Below are 18654 nucleotides of genomic sequence, written 5' to 3'. Positions count from 1 at the left end.
AAGTCGAAATACAAAACCCACACTTCTCTACGAGACGCTGCGCGTAGCTTGCTTCCCCGGAGGGGTACGACATGGTTAGACTGCGCTCACCAGCCGCTCAGTGACCGCCTCCGTGGGTTTCAAACCCTTAATTTGACCTTAGTCCGCGGAGGCGGACTTTGCCTGTGTAGCCGCGAATTCTATTCCCTTGGCTACTCACAACGCTTGTAAAATCTCCTCATCTACAGAAAAATCAACATCAGCTTTGTCTTTTGCATTAGCCAAATAGTCATTTTCCAGAGAGTCTTGTAAACCAGAAATTAAATCATATTCAGGATGCCAGTTTAATTCTGTCTGCGCTTTATTCACCGAAGCAAAGAAATGCTGCACCCGCATAGGAAAAGCTTTGCGTTTGCCGAAATCAAACTTTTTCGGGTCGTAGTGGACGATTTTGACAGCATCGGGTGATTTGCCAGCCGCGACAGCACTAGCACGGGCTAAACCATCAAAAGTGACAAAGCGATCGCCAGAGATATTATAAATCTGCCCTACGGCTTGTTTATTGCCCAAAACCTTAGTCATTGCTTGTGCCAAGTCTTTTACATGACCTAGCTGCGTGATATGCAAGCCATTTCCAGGGATAGGAATGGGGCGATCGCGCACAATTCTGTCAAAAAACCAGCCTTCCAACTCATTATAATTACGAGGCCCGTAAATATAAGTAGGACGAATAGAAGTAAAGGGCAATCCCAATTGAGTCAAATAAGCTTCAGTTTCATGTTTACCCTTATGGCGACTTTTTGGATCTACAGCATCACCTTCTATGTGGGGCAGTTGGTCAGATTTGAGATAAACCCCCGCAGAACTCATATACACAAAATGTTGCACTCGGTCTTGAAAAATTTCTGCTAGTGGTTGAGTATCAGTAAGTTCGCGTCCGTTATTGTCAAAAATGACATCAAAGTTTTCTTGTGATAACTTTGCTTTTAATTGAGTAGCATCTGTGCGATCGCCTATAATTTGTCCTACTCCCTCTAAAGAAGGTGCTGGCCGATTCCCACGATTGAACAGCACTACCTCGTGTCCTTTTTCCACTAGTAGTTGAGTCAAATAGACACCAATGAATCGAGTACCACCCATAATCAGAATTCGCATAAATTCACCCTTTCTATATCAGTTTTCATCAAGGAATTGGGGACTAGGGACTAGGGAGACAAGGAGAATAACCCATACCCAATGCCTCATACATACCTCATGCCCAATCCCCAATCCCTAATCCCAATCTGAGATTATCAGGTTGCTGCATCCATCTGGAACCTCTGAGGGAAAGATTCCGTCTTATGTGCTAATCTGGGGCGCTTCCCATTAATTAATCACAAGGGGAAACTTTTCAGTTAACGTCATCAAGTTAGCCTTTGTATTTTCCACTTATTCAAGTTAGCTGTGCCCTTGAAATATGCTCTGGTTCATGAGTGGCTAACCCCCAAAGCCACCGGTGGTTCAGAACTCGTTGTACGAGAAATTTTGAATCACATTGATGCTGATTTGTATGCCCTCATAGATTTTGAATCCAGCAATAGAGAAAGTTATTTATACAAGCGTCAAATTGGCAAGACGTTTCTTCAGAACTTTCCCTATGCCCGCAACGGTATACAAAAATACTTGCCCTTGTGGCCCTTGGCAATTGAACAACTTGATTTGCGGCATTATGATGTAATTCTGTCTTCATCCCATGCTGTTGCCAAAGGAATCCTTACCACTCCCGAACAGACGCATATTTGCTACTGTCACAGCCCTATGCGCTATGCCTGGGACATGACTTTTGATTATCTGCGCCACAGCAAACTGGGTAATGGTTTACCTGGATGGGTGACGCGATATTTATTACATCGCTTGCGCGAGTGGGATGTATTGAGTGCCAATCGTGTTGATTACTTCATTGCCAACTCGCAGCATACAGCTCGGCGGATTTGGCGTTGCTATCGGCGAGAAGCAACAGTCATTTACCCACCAGTGAATATTGCAGAATTTCCGTTTCTGTCTGAAAAAGAGGACTTTTATCTGACAGTTTCCCGGTTAGTGAGTTACAAGCAAATATCGTTGATTGTCAAGGCTTTTAATCAACTAAAACGACCATTAGTAGTCATTGGTACAGGAGATGAAATGAACAAGATTCGCGAGATGGCAAACTCAAATATCCAAATACTCGGTTGGCAACCCGATAATGTGGTAAAAAAATATATGTCTAAGGCTAAGGCGTTTGTGTATGCAGCTTGTGAAGATTTTGGTATTGCCCTAGTAGAAGCACAAGCTTGCGGCACGCCAGTAATTGCTTATGGTGCAGGGGGTGCTTTAGAAACAGTGCGAGATATCCGCTCTGATGCGGATACAGGGACAGGTATATTTTTCAATACGCAAACCGAGGCGGCTTTGGTGGAGGCAGTAGAAAAGTTTGAAATGTATGAGGGTTCGTTCAATTCCGAGTATATGCGATCGCACGCCGCGCAGTTTTCACCGCAAATCTTTGCAGATCGTTATCTAGATTTTGTAAACAAGTGCAACGAAAAAAGACCATTTTTCCAATGATGGTCTTGATTAACGTCTAATTTTTTTAGGCTTTTGGCAATTTCCACCAGAAGCATCTCATTTTGGCTTTAATATTGGGACTATGTGTGGTGTGGATTATTAAGGAGTATGATGACTGCCCAGAGCTCACTCCTCTCCGGCAAGCGAGGCGTAAGGCAAGACACTAGAGCGTCTACGCGTTTCTTAAAACGCGGTCAAAAAACAAAGACGCCAAAAGTTAAGCCCAAAGGTTTATCTTTTCAGGGTTTAAACGGAGAGTTAGCCAAACGACTGTTCGATATAGTGTTTTCGCTGTCGGTATTAATTTTGTTCTTCCCCGTCTACTTAATTTTGACCTTGCTGATTGCCTTTAGCTCAGAAGGACCAATTTTTTATGTCCAGGAACGGGTAGGGAAAAATTACAAAGCGTTTAGTTGTATTAAATTCCGAACAATGGTAAGCAATGCGGACGAAATCCTCATGCAAATGATGGAAACATCACCCGAATTGCGGCAAGAATTTGAGAGCAGTTTTAAGCTGAAACAAGACCCCCGGATTACCAAAATTGGTCGATTTTTGCGAATTACTAGCTTAGACGAATTTCCCCAGTTCTGGAACGTTTTAAAAGGGGACATGAGTGTAGTCGGTCCCCGACCCCTAGTAGCAGAAGAACTGCCAAAATACGGTTGTCACATTGACGAGATTTTAACAATCCGTCCAGGAATTACTGGTTTGTGGCAGGTATCTGGGCGTAATGACATTCCCTATCCTCGGAGAGTGCAAATAGACCTGCATTATGTCAAATTTAGAAATTTCTGGCTTGATTTATGGATCATCTTGAAAACTGTTGATGTGGTAATTTTACCCAAAAATAACGGCGCATACTGAGTAACTACTTAGGGTGGATTCTGTGGGGCAGTTAATGCCCCTAAATACAATTTCCCCTCAAGCTAAAGGATTGCTCATTTTTGTTTCTATAATTTGTGCTTTTGTACTTATATTCAGACTTCTGTAAGTGTCGATATTTGGCACTTTTGCCAGAAGTCTATTTTGAAATGACTATTTTATTAAGTCTTCATAAAAATAATCTTGAGCTATCTAAATGTTGAACTTACGTGCTAGATTACTTTTTTTTAAGTATATTTATTTACGGAAAAAGTCTTATAACCACAAGAACTCGTAGGTTTCCCATTAGGCAATTCAGCAATTAGTTGCTAGGTTGTATCAGATTGGCTGTAAATTTTTAATCAAAGACAATAAGGGATAATTGGAGTATGACGCAACAGAAGCGAGCGTTGATTACTGGTATTACTGGACAAGATGGTTCATATCTAAGTGAGTTTTTGTTGGAACAAGGTTATGAAGTTCATGGCATCATTCGCCGGACTTCTACCTTCAACACAGACCGTATCGACCACATTTACGAAGACCCCCACAAAGAGGGAGTACGGTTGTTTCTTCACTACGGCGACTTGACAGATGGTACAACCTTACGGCGTATTTTAGAAGAAGTAAAGCCAGTAGAAATTTACAACCTCGGCGCTCAATCCCACGTCAGAGTAAGCTTTGATTCACCAGAATACACAGTAGATGCGGTAGGAATGGGGACATTGCGTCTGTTGGAAGCAATTCGAGACTACCAGCATCGTACCGGAATTCAGGTGCGATTTTACCAAGCGGGTTCTTCAGAAATGTACGGTTTAGTACAAGCAATACCTCAAACTGAGACAACGCCCTTTTATCCCCGCAGTCCCTATGCCTGTGCGAAAGTTTACGCTCACTGGCAAACTGTAAATTATCGTGAATCTTATAATTTATTTGCTTGTAACGGTATACTTTTTAATCACGAGTCACCACGGCGGGGTGAAACCTTTGTAACCCGCAAAATTACTAGAGCCGTGGCTAGTATTGTTGCTGATAAGCAGAAAAAGATTTACATGGGTAATCTAGATGCCAAGCGAGATTGGGGCTATGCGAAAGATTACGTTAAAGCAATGTGGTTGATGTTGCAGAAAGACCAGCCAGACGATTACGTAATTTCTACTGGTGAAACCCACTCGGTACGGGAGTTTTTGGAACTAGCATTTAGTTATGTGAATCTTAATTGGCAAGATTATGTAGAGTTTGATGAGCGTTACCTCCGTCCATCTGAGGTAGAGTTGTTGATTGGCGATTCCACCAAAGCACGGCAGAACTTGGGCTGGACACCATCAGTAACCTTTGAAGAACTAGTTTCCCTAATGGTAGAAGCAGACTTACAAGCATTGGGTCATACTTCACCCAATGGAAAAGGTTCGCAATTTCCAGATGATATTGCGACTATTCGTCAAACACTGGGCGCTTTGCACTTCTGATTCGCATCACAGAGGATAAAATATGACCGCCTTAGAACTAAAAAATAAACGCATTCTCGTCACTGGTGGGTCGGGGTTTCTAGGCCGTCAGGTGATAGATCAACTGTGTAAAGCAGGAGCCGATCGCGATAAAATTACAATACCGCGATCGCGCGATCAGGATTTGCGTATCTGGGAAAATAGCCAACTTGCAGTTGACCAGCAAGACATAATCATACATCTAGCAGCTCATGTCGGTGGCATCGGTTTGAACCGCGAAAAACCAGCAGAGTTATTCTACGATAACTTGATCATGGGAACCCAGCTAATTCATGCTGCTTACCAAGCTGGAGTAGAAAAATTTGTTTGTGTTGGCACAATCTGTGCATATCCCAAATTTACTCCAGTGCCATTCAAAGAAGACGATCTTTGGAATGGCTACCCAGAGGAAACCAACGCCCCTTACGGAATTGCCAAAAAAGCACTTTTAGTTCAATTGCAATCTTACCGTCAGCAGTACGGTTTTAATGGGATTTACCTACTGCCAGTAAATTTATATGGCCCAGAAGATAACTTTGACCCTGGAAGTTCCCACGTCATTCCAGCATTAGTTCGCAAAGTCCACGAAGCCCAAATTAATGCAGAAAAGCAACTTGCAGTTTGGGGTGATGGCAGTCCCACCCGTGAGTTTCTGTATTCAGAAGATGCAGCACGGGGGATTGTGATGGGGACTCAATTCTATAACGAATCGGAACCAGTTAACTTGGGAACCGGTTATGAAATCTCCATTCTTGATTTAGTAACTCTAATCTGCGAATTGATGGAGTTTAAGGGGGAAATTGTGTGGCAAACTGATAAGCCTAATGGTCAACCCCGCCGCTGTTTAGATACTGAACGGGCCAAGCAAGCCTTTAATTTCACGGCTCAGGTAAGCTTTGAGCAAGGGCTAAAGAATACCATTGAGTGGTATCGTCAACACGCTGCATAACAATGTACTGCTGAATGTAGAGTGATACAAGCTGGGCGATGCCCAGCTTATTTTTTTGAATATTTTTATTTATATGGACAAAGTTAATCATCAGCTAAATAAAGTAGAACTGCGCCGCACTCTACTTAAAAGACGTAAATCAATGTCCGTTGGAGAATGGAGAGAAAAAAGCGATCGCATTTGCTCTCATTTACAAAACTCTACTTTGTTTACCCAAGCAAAAACAATACTCGCTTATTTCAGCTTTCGCCAAGAACCTGACCTCAGTCCTTTATTTGCCAACACCAAATACCGTTGGGGATTTCCTCGCTGCGTTGATAAATCCTTATGTTGGCATATTTGGACACCGAATGATTCTGTCCAAAACGGTGCTTATGGCATTGCTGAACCACATCCCGACGCTCCCATCTTAGATGCTGGCGAAGTAGATTTGATTCTTGTCCCCAGTGTAGCTTGCGACTATCAAGGATACCGTTTGGGCTATGGTGGGGGATATTACGATCGCTTGCTCAGTTTACCGCAATGGCAGACAAAGCCGACTATCGGAATTGTCTTTGATTTTGCCTATTTGTCCCAAATACTTATTGAACCTTGGGATAAACCACTACAAGTTATTTGTACGGAAACCGGATTGACTCGAAAAGGTTGAAGCATTCAGGATAATGAAGACATCTCATAAAATGTTTTATGACTAATCCAACGTCATCTACCACTGAGCAGGAAACAATAATTGACGAGATTATCGCAACGAGCCTCCAAGCTCAACAAAAAAACGGCCCAGACCTCCGTCAAATTCATAGCAAAAGTCATGGACTCCTTTGGGGAGAGTTTATTATTGAAGCCAATCTTCCTGAAGACCTGAGAGTAGGTTTATTCAAAACGCCCCAAACCTATCCTGCGTGGATTCGTTTATCTAGCGGTGGTTCGCCTCAAAAGCGTGGTAAATTCAACTCCGATAGCCAGCCTGATGTTCGCGGTATTGCCATTAAGGTGATGAATGTGGACGGGCAAAAAGTCCTGGATGATGAAGAAAAAACCCAAGATTTTATACTTAACAATTATCCTATTTTCTTGACTAAAGACGTTCGTGATTACGCCGATCTTTCTCAAGCAGGTAGTGGACAACTTTCCCCAGAACGGCTGGAAGAACTTGGTTATGCCTTTGCTATCTTGCAAAAAATTGGTAGCAAAAAGGTAGGAAATCCACTTTTGATTCAATATTGGAGCATGGCTCCGTTTAAATTTGGCGATCGCATTGTAAAATTATCTGTAAAATCTCAACAACCGGAACAAGCACCAGAAACACTTCCAGAATCAGAAAATTACCTTCGAGAAACGCTGGTCAAATATTTGACTGAAGAAGGTCGAGAAGCGTCTTTTGACTTTTTAATTCAGTTTTATTTAGACGATGATAAAACGCCGATTGAAGACCACGTTCAAGAATGGCAAGAAGCAGATTCACCATTTATTAAAGTTGCAACTGTCCGCATTCCCAGTCAGAAATTTGACTTTGAAGAACGCAAACGCTTAGATGAGGGTATATTGTTTTCCCCTTGGCATACACTCCTAGACCATGAGCCTGTTGGAAGTGTAAATCTTTCTCGCAAGAGGCTTTACAGCGAACTTGCAAAGTATCGAAGAGAACAAATTGCCCAACGATCGCGGGAACCACAACCTTATATAGCGGTTGAAGATTAACTACTGTGAATTGGCTAAAAACTGCAAGATAAACCTTTGAAAGCTGTGTGTACAACATCAGACTTTCTACCAATTAAATCTAATTAGTAAAAATTGAAATACCAAGATTACCGACTTTTAAAATAAGTCGGCAATCTTGGTTTAATAAATAATTGTATAACTGCTGTAGATGGTTTTTATGAGACTAATGGCTCAAAAATCTGATAAATATTTAATTTGTGCAATATAGCCTTTTATAAATTGGGGAAAACCTATGAATAAAGATAATGAACTAACTGAAAAGTTGAACAAAATGTTGACTGAATCCGCAGATCAAGAATCTGTCATTAAGTTATTGAGATTGAGTAATTATTCAAAAAGCAAATCAATTGAAATTTTAAAGAAGGCTTTGGGTATTTCTTATTATGAAGCACAAGACATCATTCATAATAGTCAAACATGGAGTGATGTAAAAGAATATGACGAAAAACTAATCAATGACTTCTTTGATATTTTGGAAAAATTAGGTAGCTCAGAAAGTGAAGAGACTTAAATTATATTGATATGTGAATAAATTCACTAACAGAATTAGGTGAATTTGTTTAAGCAGATTTTTAATGATAGGTTAGAATAAAATTAAGCAAATTCTCAAGTAAAGCCATGTCTGACTCTGTTCAGTATGTCACTAACGCAGAGGGAAAAAAAGTTGGAGTACTGTTAGATTTAGAAACTTATCAACAGCTAACTAACTTATCTGTAGATTCGGAATTATTGATTGGTTTAAATCTAGATGAGTTGCAAGCCTTGGCAGAAAGTTATTTATCTCCCAAAGCTCAGATACAGTTACAGGAATTATTAGTTAAAAATTCTGACAATGATTTGTCAGATGACGAAACTGAAACCTTAGACAGATTATTGACACAGGTTGATCAATTAAATATTCTTAAAACCAGAGCTAGATATACCTTAAATATTTTTCAAAATAAACAGCAACTAGCGTGAGTGTTTACATTCCTGTTGAATTAAAAAAGGAAATTCGTAATTATTTTGCTGATTGTTGTGCTTACTGTCGCACTGCTGAAGCTTTAACAGTCACTACCTTTGAATTTGAGCATATCATTCCCTTGTCTGCTGGAGGGAAAACTGTATTTGAAAATCTATGCTTGGCTTGTCCATCTTGTAATCGTTATAAAGCAACTCGCCAAACAGCAATTGACCCTAATACTCAGAATGAGGTTAAATTATTTAATCCACAACAACAACTGTGGGCAGACCATTTTACTTGGAGTGAAGATGCTACAGAAATTGTAGGACTTACAACCATTGGTAGAGCAACAATTTATACTTTAAAAATGAATCGTCTGCAATTAACTCGTGTGCGGAAAATGTGGGTGGAAATGGGTGAGCATCCACCAAATATTTGAGCAAGTGCAAAATATTGAAAGCAAGTTGTAATAAATATTTAGAGAACTGGGAAATTTATTAATCAAATGCTGAACTGGAAAAAATCACGATCGCAGATTCTACTAATGTATGCAGTGTTGGGAGCGATCGCCCTGTTGATGCTCTTTCCTTTACTATGGCTAATTAGTACAGCCTTGAAATCACCTACGGAAAATATTTTTCAGTCGCCGCCACAGTTGCTACCTAGTCAACCGACACTAAATAACTTCTCTAGTGTGTGGAACTCCCTACCTTTTGGACAATACCTGTATAACAGTACCTTGGTATCAATACTGACTGTAGGCTTAAATCTGCTGTTTTGCGCTTTAGCGGCCTATCCGTTGGCAAGATTGTCGTTTGTGGGGCGAGACTGGATTTTTATAGCGATCGTCTCTACGATTATGATTCCCTTCCAAATCGTGATGATTCCCCTTTATATTCTGACAGTCCAGATGGGTTTGAGAAATACTTATTTAGGGATGATTTTTCCGAGTTTAGCTTCTGCCTTTGGGATTTTTTTGTTGCGCCAAGCTTTCATGAGTGTCCCCAAAGAAATAGAAGAAGCCGCCCGGATGGATGGCAGCTCAGAGTTAGGATTATGGTGGCATATTATGTTACCGGCAGTTCGCCCAGCACTGGTAACTTTAGCTATTTTCGTATTCATTGGTGCTTGGAGTGACTTTTTGTGGCCTTTAATTGTCATCCAAGACGAAAATTTATACACTCTTCCTTTGGGAGTCGCCAAGCTAGCAGGTACATTTTCCCTTGACTGGCGCTTGGTAGCTGCTGGCTCAGTAATTGCGATCGCTCCAGTATTAGTACTATTTTTATTTTTACAACGTTACATTGTACCTACAGAAACAGGTAGCGGCGTCAAGGGTTAAGGCCCAATTCAATAGACTTCTTGCATGAATCAATGAGCTTTCACCCAAAATCCCTCTCCCAAGCTTGGGAGAGGGATTTTGAAATTGTCTCCCCTTCTCACAAAATTGGGAGAAGGGGTTGGGGGATGAGGGCTAGTTTTGCATTTGTGCAAGAGGTCTAATAAGCACCAGTCTTTTTAAATACCACCCAGATAGTTTTAATAATCAGACTCAGGTCATAAGTTATAGACCACTTACGTTGATAATCCATATCCATTTTCACAATGGTTTCAAAGTCTGTAATACTGGAACGCCCATTAGCTTGCCATTCTCCGGTAATGCCTGGTTTGACTCGCAATCTATCCCAGTGGTGTGGATCGTAATTACTGACTTCATCAGGAGTAGGTGGACGAGTACCAACTAAACTCATGTCCCCTAATAAAACATTCCAAAATTGAGGGAATTCATCCAAGCTAGTACGCCGCAAAAATTTACCAACAGGAGTAATGCGAGGATCGTCAACAGATTTAAAAATGTGACCTTTGGCTTGGTTCTCAACCAAATGCTTGAGTTTATCAGCATCGACTATCATGGAGCGGAATTTCCAGATGCGGAAAGTTTTTCCGTTTAAACCACAGCGAATTTGGGAATAAAATATTGGACTTGGTTCATGAATAAAAGTAGCAATTGCTACGGGAATTGCTATCATAAATGTAACAATCAGCCCCACAATTGCTCCAACAATGTCAATTAATCGTTTTCTCACGCTTAAAGTTGACGGGTGTGAAGGCTGTTGCAAACAATTAACTGAATAAAGATAAAGATTATTCACAAGGGCTAACTTAGTTTTATAACAGGAATTTTTACATTAGTAGTGTAGACATGATTGTTGGGCGATTTTTACTACTGTTGTCGTTACTACCGAGTGTTAATATACACAAATTTTAGCCGATGTAAAAACCAAAAACCAAAAATTTACAGAATCTTTCAATTCAAGTGATAGATTGTAAATTTACGGTATTTTATCCACTTAATAAAAACTAATAAAAAGATACTACTATCGTACATATCCCAAAAATTACTGTGCTGAAGTACTAGTAGTAATTCGCAAAATTCCAAATGCTTATGATCATGAGCATTTGGAATTTTGAGTAGTATTCTTATTTCTAGCGCAATCTACTAGTACAACACGGCGGAAATAAACCAATCATTCTAAATCAACAAAACCCTTATGCTGGATTCATTTTTAATTTTTAATTTTTAATTTTTAATTCCGCCTTGCGGTACTAGTCTCAACGATCGACCTCTAAGGCAAAATTCACCGTATATGGTTCCTCTAGTGATTGCTGATTACTAGCCTTAATTGCATCTAGATAACGAAGCAAAGATAACAATTGTTGAGAATTGGGACGATAAGTGAGACTCCCTTGTTTTTCAAAAAGTGGTGCTGTGGCGATCGCCTGATAGTCAGGATTTTCTTGCGAACTCTGGGTAAGCCAGGTTGATTCTGTGACTGAAGGTATCAAACCAGAAGGCAGTTCACCTTCCAAAAAAGCCAGCAGCCTTTGCTGACAAATGCGAGTATTGATCCCACGACCCTCAAATAACTGGATAACTTCACCGAAAGATAAGGGACGCTCTGGTAGCAGTCGCAACAATTCTGTAAACAAGAAATAATCAGTGTATTGTTGCCTGGGTATATCTAAAATCTTGGGATGCAGAGGCAGCATCGCCAAACCATAAGCAACCCGACTGCAATTGGGAGCGCCGTTTTCGCCGAGATATAAATCTTGAATAATCTTAGTGCTGGGAAGTTTTTGCCGTAACCAGCGGTTCACTGTCCCAACACAAGCCACTCCGCCAGTCAGTATAGCTTGATTAATGGCTTCTGTAGGGATGCCACGAGCTACCAATAACTTGTTGAGTTCTCGGTTCAGGCGGCGCACAAAGGGGATAAATACCTGGCTTTCTAAGTCTCGTCGCTGCAAAACCCACCGCTGATCGGCTAATTCTAGGGTAAAAGAGTCTTGGTGTTGCAAAATCAGCTTTAGGGCTAACGCCGCATCTAATACCGCCTGTCCTAGCAGAGAACTTTCTAGACGCTGTTGGAGGCGAATGCGAGCGGTGATATCTGGTTCTCCAACTCTAGGTAGTTCTAATTCTTCCAACCCTAAAGTCTGCCAACGCATTTGGTCTAAACCGGGAATTGACGGTTGCCATTGCCAAGGATTACTCGTGGAAGTTTTGCTATCGCTTGGTGTTTCTCTGCGTGATTGCCGAGATTTCGGTGGCAATAGCAGCTGGCAAATTATATCTTGTTCAATTCCTTTGCCAGCATAAGCAAAACTGTGGAGCATGAAATCATTGTATGTCAATTGCTGCAAGGTTTCTGGTAGATTTACCAGCAACATTTCTGTGGCAGTTGTCCCAATGTTAATCACAAGGGTGTTGCCAACAATGGGATGTTCGCTAGTTTTTGCTGGATGAGAACCTTGAGCATCGCTTAGTTTTACTTGCTCACCATTAACAGCATCGAGTTCTGGGAGTAGACTAGCGATCGCTTCTTCGACAAAAAAGACTTGCTGCGGATGTTGAATAAGTTTGCTAGTGAGTAAAGCTTCCCGCACGTTAAAGCGGTATTGTTCCGACCCGCTAGATGGACAGGTACAAATTACACCAGCAATATTATTGATAATCTGCGGAAAATCTTGTTCGCCAATCCCAACAGCGGCAGCCATTAAACTAGGGGTGGTACTTGTTTTTTCGGATTTGAGGGTCAATAGTAATTTAGAGAGCGATCGCACAACCCAAATCAAAGGCCCTGCCGAAAATTCGTTTAATTGCAAAACAGGTTCCCATTTCTGTCGTTCGCTCTTGTAGGGAATGGCTACTTGTAAGTAAGGCTTCAACTGCGCCGAGTAGAGATTATTTTTCGTCGGATCTGCTGTCGATTTTGGTGTTGTAGAAGTGGTAGCCGAGCGATCGGGTGCTTTATCTTGGGCAACAGCCGCAGGTGCTGTCTGCTCATGTGCTTCGATAGTTTCGTTTTCACCGTGAGGTACAGAAGCTGTAGGCAGATAAACCTCTGTTGGTAAACGAAACGATTGCTGAAAGGAACTTGTTCCCGGCGGATTTTCTGCTGACCAGTAGATAGGATGTACAACAAAAGTCGAGCGATTTAATAATGCGGCGGAAATTCCTGTTGTACCTAAATCAATTCCTAAATACCAGACTGATTCTAGAATATTGGGCGAAACTTCTGGATTATTTATGGAGTTGGCAATTGGAGGTAGAGAACTTTCTGGAATAGGAGTTGTGACTTCCTTTTTTTTTTCAGTTTCTACCTGGGGAACTGCCAAACTGGAGAAAGCAGCTGATGTATTCTCTGCTATTTGGGGATTTTCAAGGGGAGTTGTGGGGATTGTGTCTTGAATGCTATCAAGTAGTTCCGAGAAAACATCCAAGTTGCGATCTGGCTGCGACTCAGAATTTAGCTGCCGATCGAAATTAGCCAAATCCCGATCTAATTGCTGCAACTGTTCTTCATCTAAAGAAATATCTGGTACGGTTGGAGACTGGTTTAACTCAATAGAAAGTAAGTTTTCTTGGGGTGAAGCAGCAATGTAGTTATCTGAAGACAGTTCGGAGCGATCGCTGTTAATTAATACTTCCGATGTGGCGATATCTTCGCTAGGCTCTGCCAACGCAATATCTGCTACTTCTGGAGTCACTGGTGCTGTGGTTATGGCATCATCCACAAAAGATGACACTTCCAACAGTTGCAGTTCACTATCGGTATCAGGCAATAGGTCATTTGCTGTAGTTATGGCATTATCTACAGAAGATGAGACTTCCAGCAATTGCAGTTCACTATCGGCATCAGGCAATAAGTCAGTTAGGGTATTAATTGTATCAACGCTATCTGGTTGAGTGCCGATTTGTGGCAAACTGTCTATTTGTGGAGTAGAGAAGCTAAGAGGTGAATTTAGGTCATTATCTTCTTCAAAAAATAGTTCTTCCTGTGGCTCTGATGAATCTTTGGTTTCGCCTAAAGTCTCTTGGGCTGAAAGACCCGTATCCGTTGTCAAAATCGCAGAATCCACGGTTGGAGAGACAGGCGGGGTCTGGGCGATATTCAACGGAGATGGAGAGGCTGTGGAAGCAGATAATTCATTTGTGGGAACATCGAGGCTGGGATTATTAACATCACCAGCATCAAACAAACTGGCGTAAAGTTGGTCTACTTCATCACCAATTGCCGCAGAAATATCTTCCGGTAATTCGGTCGGGGTTTGAGAATATTCAGATGAGTCTACACAAAGCTGCAACAGCACTGCATCTAGATCCTCCGTGAGGTTAGTTTCCTGTTGCTCAATTGTGAGTGGAGATAAAGTTTCTGGCTGGATAAGCTCCAAGGATTGGGGTGCAACTCTAGCAGCAATCTCGGCTGGTTCAGTCAATGATGGTAGTGTCTCAGATTCCCCTCCCAGGAAAGATGACTGCGAACTAGGTGATTCTTGTTGCAAATGCTGGGTTAAATTGTTGACAAAGCTGACCATCAGCTGTTCGCCCTGCATTCCCTTGCTATGCATTCTTGCCAGTGCTTGGGACAGAGATTCGTAATAAGTATTAATGTTACGCTGTAGTGCTTCAAAGACTACATTCACCGTCCCATCTAGTGATAATAGGCGTTGATCCAACTCCCTAGCTAGCTGGGTTAAGCGCTCCACATCGTCAGAGGATTCTAATAAAGATTGATTAGCAGAGGTTGCGTAATTAGTTCCTCCTGAAGAACTGGCGGAATTTTCTCTGGTCTGTCCAATCAGTGGTGTTAAAGTCGGCACAAGGCGACTCATGAGTACCTGTAAAAACTCGGTAATCATTTGTTCCTGGTTTGTCAACTGCTGCGCTAAGGAGTAGTTTTGCAATCGCTTTTGTTCTAGTTGCCGAATTTCTTGTATGAGACTGGCTCGTTCTTGCAAAAGCAATTCTAATTCCGATCGCAACGGCTGAATCAATCTCGAAAATTCATTATTTAATTGTCCTGCGCCAACAGTACTCGCTTCCTGACTGAGTTCGGGCTGCGGTAGTGGATACTGGTTGTTACTACGATCAATAAATTTTGTTAACAAAGGCGATCGCGGATCTTCAGAAGACTGATTTGGGATGCTGCTCTCTAATGCTTCTTTTTCTTGTAACCTCACCAAGAAGTCGCGAATTCGCTCTAAAACTTCTTTAGGCTCTTGCGCCTGACCAGACAGAAATCTAGACAGGCGCTTGCCACCGCTGGCAAGTAAGTTGTCAATGTCTGCGATCAGCTTTTGAATTTCATCTGTACTAAAAGTCACTTTTCTACCTTATATATAAATCTATGTAAACTCATGTGAACAATTACTTTACAATCACCGTAACCCTATGGGGATTTTGGTACGTGTAGTGTCACCATAGAAGAAGTTTTGAGTGGCAAGAGCCGCTGCTTGGACTTGTGACTGTCATTATGTTATGGATTACTGGGAGTCGTGGCAATCTTCAATCATCGAAGAAAACAAGGAAAAAAGTTTCTCTTTGCCTCCCCCATCCCCTTGTCTCCCCCTCTCCTTGTCCTCTTCAGACAGCCTTTGCTCGAAAAGCTTAATTTTGCAGGTCATTGGTCGCCTATTTTTTAAAATCGCTAAAATACCTGAGCAATAATTTACTCCCTTTAGTATCATTAATGTTGTTTGCCTATATTCATAACTAATCAAGTTTGCAGTACAGCTAGCCCCTAAGCAATACAACCGCAGGCTATAAACTACTTTTTGCAAAACTTTTACCCCGTTTAAACTTATAGGTAAAGATTATTTAGAAAAACTTCTTGTCGCTTTCTTGTGTAGCATAGTTTAGTTTTTTCTTTGAAAGGGAGCTGTGCAATGATAGCTTAGGCTACAAATGGCGCTCCTGTTTTTTATGTGTACATAGCAGCTTGAATTAAAGATGTCGTAATGGAAGATCGATATAGCTTGCAAGCACAGGCTAATTCCTGGATGATCGCCTCCGCTCCCTTTTTTCAAGGGTTGCCAGAAACTGCTGTGGAAACAGCCCTCACCCATCTTGTTACCCGCACTCACCCAGCCAATCAGGTGATTTTACTGGAAAATGACTGGGGTGGTTCTGTGTATTTTATTATGGACGGATGGGTAAAAATTCGCACCTACAATCTGGAAGGAAAAGAGGTAACGCTGAATATTATTGGCAAAGGTGAATTGTTTGGTGAAATGGCGGCGCTAGATGAAGCACCTCGATCCACCGATGTGATTACCTTGGCCCCAACGGTAATTGGTAGTATGCCTGCTCAGGATTTTGTCAAGTTACTTCAGATAGAACCCTTGGCGGGAGTTCGATTGGCGCAACTCATGGCACGACGTTTGCGGCAAGTAAATCGCCGATTGCGGTTGCGGGAATCTGATAGCCAGTCAAGGGTAGCAGATACGTTGTTATTTTTGGCAGAAGGACAGGGAAAAAAAGGACAAACCGGAACCGAAATCCCCAATTTACCTCATCGGGAATTGAGTAGCTTGAGCGGACTGGCGCGGGAAACGGTGACACGAGTATTGACAAGGCTAGAAAAAAAAGGCTTGATTAAACGGGATCAAGACACTATTTGTATTCCCGATTTGTCAGCCTTAGAAAGAATGATCGTTTAAAAACTTGTCAGATATGAGTATTTTAGATTCTCTCCCAGATGAACCGGAAGAAGATCCATCCCCTGAATCTCCAACTCCTCAGAACCATTGGCTAGATAAAGAACAGCAGTTAATGCCTCCTCAAATCAAGGCAGATGCGCCCTTGAGGATGGTGGAAACGGCATTTTTAGCCAGTGCCGCTAGCTTAATTTGGTTTATTAATTTTTACTTTCCTTTGGGCCCAGTGTTGCGGATATTTTTTCCAGTGCCGATCGCTCTAGTCTATCTGCGTTGGGGTAAACGTGCGGCATGGATGGCAGCACTCACCTCTGGGTTACTGCTGACGGTATTGATGGGGCCAGCCCGCAGTTTGCTGTTTGTCATGCCCTACGGGTTCATGGGCGTTCTTTTGGGCGCTACGTGGTGTCGTCGTCTTCCCTGGATTGTTTCTATCACTCTGGGTACGCTGTTGGGTACTTTGGGAGTTTTTTTTCGGCTGTGGTTGTTGTCTGTTTTGTCGGGTGAAGACTTATGGATTTATGTGATAACCCAGGTGACTGAGTTCATTGAGTGGGTATTTTTTAACTTGAGTTTGTTGGCGAGTCCCAGTGTATTTTTGATTCAAGTGGGAGCGATCGCTTTAATTCTACTCAACAACTTTATCTACCTTTTTGTGGTGCACCTGGCAGCATGGTTGCTTTTTGACCGTCTGGGCAACCCGATCCCCCGCCCACCACACTGGGTACAAGTCCTCATGGATTATGAAGGATAGTCATTTGTCACTTGTACTGAGCGAAGTCGAAGTATTTGTCATTTGTCATTAGTTAAATGATGAGTCCTAACTAATAACCAATGTTCCATGCCCAATTCCCAAATTAGTATTTATACTCAAAAAGAACTAGGTGAACAATGGCTGCAAAGGTATCGTGGTTGTTTACCAGTATTTGCTTGTGTTTTAGGATTTACTGAAACTGCTTTAATTCCAGGTATTTCAGCAGCTGGTCGCACTCCAGAGGATCGGAAATATACAGCTTGTGCCGATGCCGAGTTTTTGTATTACGGCCCAGAACATAAAGCCCAATATCCCCTACCACCATTGACCGCTGGGGCTTCACCTGTGCTGATTTCTCGCGCTGTATTTGAGTCACTAAAGATACCAATTCATTTATTTAATGCTGGTTTACCTCAAGCTCCTGCTGTGCCAGTAATTGATTTGGGTGGCGCTCCTGCTAAGTGTTTAAGTCAAGGGTCTGCTATGGAAATTACAACAGTACACCACTTGTTTGAACAAGGGCTACTTTGGGGAGAACGCCTAGCCGCAAATATTCAACAGGGGTATTTGATTCTCGGTGAGTGCGTCGTCGGAGGTACTACAACTGCCCTGGCAATCTTAACAGGTTTAGGTATAGATGCTGCCGGAAAAGTTAACAGTAGCCACCCTGTTTGTAACCACGCGCAAAAGTGGGCACTAGTGCAAGCTGGACTGGAGAAGATGAGGGAGAGCAGGGTGCAGGGGAGGCAGGGGGAGATAAACTTCCAATCTCAAATCCAAAATCCAAAACTTGCACTGAGCGAAGTCGTTGGCGCAGCCTCTCGTAGAGAAGTATCTAAAATCCAAAATTCTGTAGATCCCTTACAACTCGTCGCCGCCGTGGGCGATCCGATGCAAGTGGTGGTAGCTGGAATGGCGATCGCTGCTAGCCGGAGTTGTGGCGTAATGCTGGCTGGAGGGACGCAAATGCTGGCGGTTTATGCGTTGATGAGTGCGATCGCTCAAGCTTACGCCTTATCATGGCAACCAGAAGCAGTCGTTGTAGGCACAACCCGCTGGGTGGCTGAAGATCCTACTGGCGCTACAGTTGATTTAGTCCTCAACTTAGGAAAAAGCAGCTTAACTCAGAGTGGAAGAACCCCTTCTCTATTAGCAACTCATCTGAGCTTTGCTGATTCTCGTCATCCTCAACTGAGAGCTTATGAGCAGGGCTTTGTCAAAGAAGGTATGGGTGCTGGAGCCGCTTGCATAGCCGCCCATCTTAGCCAAGATTGGCAGCAACACCAACTTTTGGCAGCCATTGAAGCCCAATTTGAACGGCTAAGTATTGCCTTGAACGTTTAGTGAACGATATACTAACGCAGACCGAAAA

16 protein-coding genes are annotated in these 18654 nt (G+C 42.3%); 13 read left to right on the top strand and 3 right to left on the bottom strand.

The window, feature by feature from the left end:
- Positions 1-195: 195 nt before the first annotated feature.
- Positions 196-1134 carry an NAD-dependent epimerase/dehydratase family protein gene (locus RMX69_RS04645; RefSeq protein ID WP_289795718.1) on the bottom strand — a complete coding sequence of 313 codons (939 nt, stop codon included), beginning with the start codon at positions 1132-1134 and terminating at the stop codon, positions 196-198.
- Positions 1135-1422: 288 nt separating this feature from the next.
- Between RMX69_RS04645 and RMX69_RS04640 the strand changes: the two genes are divergently transcribed.
- The 10 genes from RMX69_RS04640 to RMX69_RS04595 all read left to right on the top strand — a co-directional run bounded on the left by RMX69_RS04640 (position 1423) and on the right by RMX69_RS04595 (position 9869).
- Positions 1423-2565, top strand: a complete 1143-nt coding sequence (locus tag RMX69_RS04640; protein ID WP_322636655.1) for a glycosyltransferase — start codon at positions 1423-1425, stop codon at positions 2563-2565.
- Positions 2566-2676: 111 nt separating this feature from the next.
- Complete coding sequence (locus RMX69_RS04635) at positions 2677-3432, top strand: sugar transferase (RefSeq protein WP_289799924.1); 756 nt, start codon at positions 2677-2679, stop codon at positions 3430-3432.
- A gap of 386 nt (positions 3433-3818) precedes the next feature.
- Complete coding sequence (gene gmd / locus RMX69_RS04630) at positions 3819-4898, top strand: GDP-mannose 4,6-dehydratase (protein WP_289795716.1); 1080 nt, start codon at positions 3819-3821, stop codon at positions 4896-4898.
- Between the two features lie 22 nt (positions 4899-4920).
- Entirely contained in the window at positions 4921-5865 is a 945-nt protein-coding gene (locus RMX69_RS04625; RefSeq protein WP_289795715.1) for a GDP-L-fucose synthase family protein, read from the top strand.
- A 73-nt stretch (positions 5866-5938) separates the two neighbouring features.
- Positions 5939-6514: a 5-formyltetrahydrofolate cyclo-ligase gene (locus RMX69_RS04620; protein ID WP_322636654.1), complete on the top strand. Its 576-nt coding sequence runs from the start codon at positions 5939-5941 to the stop codon at positions 6512-6514.
- A gap of 38 nt (positions 6515-6552) precedes the next feature.
- Positions 6553-7563: a catalase family protein gene (locus RMX69_RS04615; RefSeq protein ID WP_322636653.1), complete on the top strand. Its 1011-nt coding sequence runs from the start codon at positions 6553-6555 to the stop codon at positions 7561-7563.
- Positions 7564-7816: 253 nt separating this feature from the next.
- The gene (locus RMX69_RS04610) at positions 7817-8095 is read left to right on the top strand and encodes a hypothetical protein (RefSeq protein WP_322636652.1); all 279 of its coding nucleotides are present in this window, start codon (positions 7817-7819) and stop codon (positions 8093-8095) included.
- A gap of 107 nt (positions 8096-8202) precedes the next feature.
- Positions 8203-8544, top strand: coding sequence for a hypothetical protein (locus RMX69_RS04605; protein WP_289795712.1), 342 nt, complete (start codon positions 8203-8205; stop codon positions 8542-8544).
- Entirely contained in the window at positions 8541-8966 is a 426-nt protein-coding gene (locus tag RMX69_RS04600) for an HNH endonuclease signature motif containing protein (protein WP_322636651.1), read from the top strand. The genes RMX69_RS04605 and RMX69_RS04600 overlap by 4 nt, the downstream gene beginning before the upstream one ends.
- A 66-nt stretch (positions 8967-9032) precedes the next feature.
- Complete coding sequence (locus tag RMX69_RS04595) at positions 9033-9869, top strand: carbohydrate ABC transporter permease (protein WP_289795710.1); 837 nt, start codon at positions 9033-9035, stop codon at positions 9867-9869.
- Positions 9870-10026: 157 nt separating this feature from the next.
- Here RMX69_RS04595 and RMX69_RS04590 read toward each other — a convergent pair whose 3' ends face one another.
- Both RMX69_RS04590 and RMX69_RS04585 read right to left on the bottom strand, forming a co-directional pair.
- Positions 10027-10680 (bottom strand): sugar transferase, encoded by a 654-nt coding sequence (locus RMX69_RS04590; RefSeq protein WP_289795709.1) that lies wholly within the window; start codon positions 10678-10680, stop codon positions 10027-10029.
- Positions 10681-11140: 460 nt separating this feature from the next.
- A complete protein-coding gene (locus RMX69_RS04585) occupies positions 11141-15196 on the bottom strand; it encodes a hypothetical protein (protein ID WP_322636650.1) in 4056 nt (1351 codons plus the stop codon).
- Positions 15197-15829: 633 nt separating this feature from the next.
- Here RMX69_RS04585 and RMX69_RS04580 point away from each other — a divergent pair.
- The 3 genes from RMX69_RS04580 (at position 15830) to RMX69_RS04570 (ending at position 18626) form a co-directional block, all read left to right on the top strand.
- Complete coding sequence (locus RMX69_RS04580) at positions 15830-16531, top strand: Crp/Fnr family transcriptional regulator (protein ID WP_322636649.1); 702 nt, start codon at positions 15830-15832, stop codon at positions 16529-16531.
- Between the two features lie 13 nt (positions 16532-16544).
- Positions 16545-17282 (top strand): DUF2232 domain-containing protein, encoded by a 738-nt coding sequence (locus RMX69_RS04575; RefSeq protein WP_289795706.1) that lies wholly within the window; start codon positions 16545-16547, stop codon positions 17280-17282.
- An 87-nt stretch (positions 17283-17369) separates the two neighbouring features.
- A complete protein-coding gene (locus RMX69_RS04570) occupies positions 17370-18626 on the top strand; it encodes a nicotinate-nucleotide--dimethylbenzimidazole phosphoribosyltransferase (RefSeq protein WP_322636648.1) in 1257 nt (418 codons plus the stop codon).
- Positions 18627-18654 lie beyond the last annotated feature (28 nt).

It is taken from the genome of Nostoc sp. EspVER01 (assembly GCF_034530635.1).
GTDB lineage: Bacteria > Cyanobacteriota > Cyanobacteriia > Cyanobacteriales > Nostocaceae > Nostoc.
Note: the sequence above shows the minus strand (reverse complement) of the source record. Positions and strands in the feature narration are given on the sequence as shown.

What these genes read in the sequence shown, in the direction of transcription:
- RMX69_RS04620 (WP_322636654.1), top strand. Translation starts at nt 5,939, where the DNA reads ATGGACAAAGTTAATCATCAGCTAAATAAAGTAGAACTGCGCCGCACT.
- RMX69_RS04575 (WP_289795706.1), top strand. Translation starts at nt 16,545, where the DNA reads ATGAGTATTTTAGATTCTCTCCCAGATGAACCGGAAGAAGATCCATCC.
- RMX69_RS04645 (WP_289795718.1), bottom strand. Translation starts at nt 1,134, where the DNA reads ATGCGAATTCTGATTATGGGTGGTACTCGATTCATTGGTGTCTATTTG.
- RMX69_RS04615 (WP_322636653.1), top strand. Translation starts at nt 6,553, where the DNA reads ATGACTAATCCAACGTCATCTACCACTGAGCAGGAAACAATAATTGAC.
- RMX69_RS04635 (WP_289799924.1), top strand. Translation starts at nt 2,677, where the DNA reads ATGACTGCCCAGAGCTCACTCCTCTCCGGCAAGCGAGGCGTAAGGCAA.
- RMX69_RS04580 (WP_322636649.1), top strand. Translation starts at nt 15,830, where the DNA reads ATGGAAGATCGATATAGCTTGCAAGCACAGGCTAATTCCTGGATGATC.
- RMX69_RS04610 (WP_322636652.1), top strand. Translation starts at nt 7,817, where the DNA reads ATGAATAAAGATAATGAACTAACTGAAAAGTTGAACAAAATGTTGACT.
- RMX69_RS04570 (WP_322636648.1), top strand. Translation starts at nt 17,370, where the DNA reads ATGCCCAATTCCCAAATTAGTATTTATACTCAAAAAGAACTAGGTGAA.
- RMX69_RS04625 (WP_289795715.1), top strand. Translation starts at nt 4,921, where the DNA reads ATGACCGCCTTAGAACTAAAAAATAAACGCATTCTCGTCACTGGTGGG.
- RMX69_RS04605 (WP_289795712.1), top strand. Translation starts at nt 8,203, where the DNA reads ATGTCTGACTCTGTTCAGTATGTCACTAACGCAGAGGGAAAAAAAGTT.
- RMX69_RS04595 (WP_289795710.1), top strand. Translation starts at nt 9,033, where the DNA reads ATGCTGAACTGGAAAAAATCACGATCGCAGATTCTACTAATGTATGCA.
- gmd (WP_289795716.1), top strand. Translation starts at nt 3,819, where the DNA reads ATGACGCAACAGAAGCGAGCGTTGATTACTGGTATTACTGGACAAGAT.